The following is a 3,034-nucleotide window of genomic DNA, read 5'->3' on the forward strand; positions in this document are numbered from 1 at the left end:
GTGGGCGGGCTGACGTGGGCCGGGCCGACACGGGCGGGGGGGACCGGCTCCCGGGCGTCGGCGCGGTGCGGTGGGCCGGGCTGGTGGCGCGGGCCGGCCGGGCCGATCCGGAGCGCGATCTCGCGGTGGCCCGGGCGGCGGGCGCGCGCTTCGTGGCACCGGGACACCCCGAGTGGCCCGGGCAGCTGGACGACCTCGCCGACGCCCGGCCCCTCGGGCTCTGGGTCCGCGGCCGGCCCAGCCTGCGCATATGGGCGCTGCGATCGGTCGCCGTGGTCGGCGCCCGCGCCTGCACCGCGTACGGCACGCATGTCGCCGCCACCCTCGCCACCGGGCTCGCCGAACACGGCTGGGTCGTCGTCTCCGGCGGCGCCTACGGCATCGACGCCGCCGCCCACCGCGGTGCCCTCGCCGCCGGCGGCGCCACCGTCGCCGTCCTCGCCAGCGGTGTCGACCGGCCCTACCCCCGCGGCCACACCGCCCTGATCGAGCGGATCGCGGCGCAGGGCCTGGTCGTCGGCGAGCTGCCCCCGGGTGACCACCCGACACCCAGCCGGTTCATCCTGCGCAACCGGGTGATCGCCGCCCTGACCAGGGGAACCGTCGTGGTGGAGGCCGCCTGCCGCAGCGGCTCCCTGGCCACCGCGCGCGCCGCCCAGCGCCTGGGCCGCCACACCATGGGGGTCCCGGGGCCGGTCACCAGCGCCCTCTCCGCCGGCGTGCACGAACTGCTGCGCGGTGAGGCCGCCCTGGTCACCGACGCGGCCGAGGTGATCGAGATGGTCGGCGACATGGGTGAACTGGCCCCGCCGCGCACCGGCCCGGTGCTCCCCCGCGACCTGCTGGAACCGGCCGCGCGGACCGTCCTCGCCGCCCTGCCCGGGGACCGCGCGGCCCCCGCCGGGGAGGTCGCGCTGGGCGCCGGCACCACGCCGGACGAGGCGATCGCGAAACTGTACGAACTCCGAGCACTTGGATACGTCGAACGACATGGCGATGGCTGGAAGTTGACACGCCAGGCGATGATCTCGGCCCGCGCGGGCCGCACCCCATGCTGACCGAGCGTGTTCGGCCGTCCGGGGGAACACCCGACACCCTTGGGGTTTCCCGGAGTTGGCGCCCGTCGGCCATCACGCAGAGCGAGCTGCGCAACGTGACGGGGAGGCGGCGCGCGGGGCCCCGCGCAGGGGTGGTGCCTCGCCGTTCGCACACCGCGACTCCCCAGTCACGCTACGCTCACGAAAACGCCTCCACAGACCGCACCAACTCGACATCAGACCGACAGCTCACCCAGCCGGCCCCTCCGGGCCACGACCCCGCACCCACGCACAGTCACGGCACTTCACGGCAGAACGGCACAAGGCGACGAATGCCCCAGCACACCTCCGGGTCCGACCGGGCGGCGATCCCCCCAGCCGCCCGCGACGGTGGCAGCGTGCGGCCGCCCGCTCCCTCGACGCTCGACGAGCTGTGGCGGTCGTACAAGGCGACGGGGGACGACCGGCTGCGGGAGCAGCTGATCCTGCACTACTCGCCGCTCGTGAAATACGTGGCGGGCCGGGTGAGCGTCGGCCTGCCGCCCAACGTCGAGCAGGCCGACTTCGTCTCCTCCGGGGTGTTCGGGCTGATCGACGCGATCGAGAAGTTCGACATCGACCGGGAGATCAAGTTCGAGACGTACGCAATCACCCGGATCCGCGGCGCCATGATCGACGAGCTGCGGGCGCTGGACTGGATCCCGCGCTCGGTGCGGCAGAAGGCGCGCAACGTCGAGCGCGCCTACGCCACCCTGGAGGCCCGGCTGCGGCGCACCCCCACCGAGAGCGAGGTGGCCGCCGAACTCGGCATGGAGATCGACGAACTGCACGCCGTCTTCAGCCAGCTGTCGCTCGCCAACGTCGTCGCCCTGGAGGAGCTGCTGCACGTCGGCGCCGAGGGCGGGGACCGGCTCAGCCTGATGGACACGCTGGAGGACACCGCCGCGGACAACCCCGTGGAGGTGGCCGAGGACCGGGAGCTGCGGCGGTTCCTCGCGCGCGCCATCAACACACTGCCCGATCGGGAGAAGACCGTCGTCACGCTCTACTACTACGAGGGCCTCACCCTCGCCGAGATCGGCAATGTGCTCGGCGTCACCGAGAGCCGGGTCAGCCAGATCCACACCAAGTCGGTGCTCCAGCTGCGGGCCAAGCTGGCGAGCTTCGGACGCTGAGGGGCCCCCGTTCGTACGGGGCGTCCTAAAGTGGTTGACGTGCCAAGGATTAGAGCGGCCTCCGTGGCCGAGCACCGGTCGATGCAGCGAGCCGCCCTGCTGGACGCGGCTCGTGCTCTGTTGTCCGAGGGCGGTACGGAGGCGCTGACCTTCCCCGCGCTGGCCGAGCGGACGGGGCTCGCGCGCTCCTCCGTGTACGAGTACTTCCGCTCCCGGGCCGCCGTGGTCGAGGAGCTGTGCGAGGTCGACTTCCCGCTGTGGGCGGCGGAGGTGGCCGCGGCCATGGAGCTGGCCGGGACGCCCGAGGGCAGGGTCGAGGCGTACGTCCGCCGACAGCTGGCCCTGGTCGGGGACCGGCGGCACCGGGCGGTCGTGGCGATCTCCGCGAGCGAGCTGGACGCCGGGGCGCGGGAGAAGATCCGGGCGGCGCACGGGGAACTGGTCGCGATGATCGTCGAGGCGCTGGGCGAGCTGGGCCACGAGCAGCCGCGGCTGGCGGCGATGCTGGTGCAGGGCGTCGTGGACGCGGCGGTACGGCGGATCGAGCTCGGCGCGGCCGAGGACCCGGCGGCGGTGACGGACGCGGCGGTGGCGATGGTGCTCCGGGGCGTACACGGCTGAGGGCGCCCCGGGTCAGCCGGTGAGGACCGGCAGCAGTCTCGACGGCCCCCTCCCCAGCAGCCACGGCGGAAGCAGGGCCAAGGGGTTCAGATAGGTCCCGCCCCTCAGCAGACCCCAGTGGACGCAGACCGACGCGCCGCAGTGCGCCCCCGTCGCCTCCACCGCCCCGATCGCCTCGCCCGCCGCCACCTCGTCCCCCTC

At 74.1% G+C, this 3,034-nt stretch carries 3 protein-coding genes and 1 pseudogene; 3 read left to right on the plus strand and 1 reads right to left on the minus strand.

Going from position 1 to position 3,034, the window contains the following annotated elements; genetic code table 11:
- The 3 genes from dprA to FRZ03_RS37330 form a co-directional block, all read left to right on the plus strand.
- The coding region (gene dprA, locus FRZ03_RS37320; RefSeq protein WP_146469634.1) for a DNA-processing protein DprA at nucleotides 1–1,058 on the plus strand (1,058 nt) is incomplete at its 5' end.
- Between the two features lie 311 nt (nucleotides 1,059–1,369).
- Nucleotides 1,370–2,212, plus strand: a complete 843-nt coding sequence (whiG, locus tag FRZ03_RS37325; RefSeq protein WP_146469521.1) for an RNA polymerase sigma factor WhiG — start codon at nucleotides 1,370–1,372, stop codon at nucleotides 2,210–2,212.
- Nucleotides 2,213–2,275: 63 nt separating this feature from the next.
- Nucleotides 2,276–2,833, plus strand: coding sequence for a TetR/AcrR family transcriptional regulator (locus FRZ03_RS37330; protein WP_146469636.1), 558 nt, complete (start codon nucleotides 2,276–2,278; stop codon nucleotides 2,831–2,833).
- A 12-nt stretch (nucleotides 2,834–2,845) separates the two neighbouring features.
- Here FRZ03_RS37330 and FRZ03_RS37335 read toward each other — a convergent pair.
- Nucleotides 2,846–3,034: pseudogene (locus tag FRZ03_RS37335) on the minus strand (M23 family peptidase); the annotation flags it as partial.

It is taken from the genome of Streptomyces misionensis, from assembly GCF_007896895.1.
Classification (GTDB): Bacteria; Actinomycetota; Actinomycetes; order Streptomycetales; family Streptomycetaceae; genus Streptomyces; species Streptomyces misionensis_A.

What these genes read in the sequence shown, in the direction of transcription:
- whiG (WP_146469521.1), top strand. Translation starts at nt 1,370, where the DNA reads ATGCCCCAGCACACCTCCGGGTCCGACCGGGCGGCGATCCCCCCAGCC.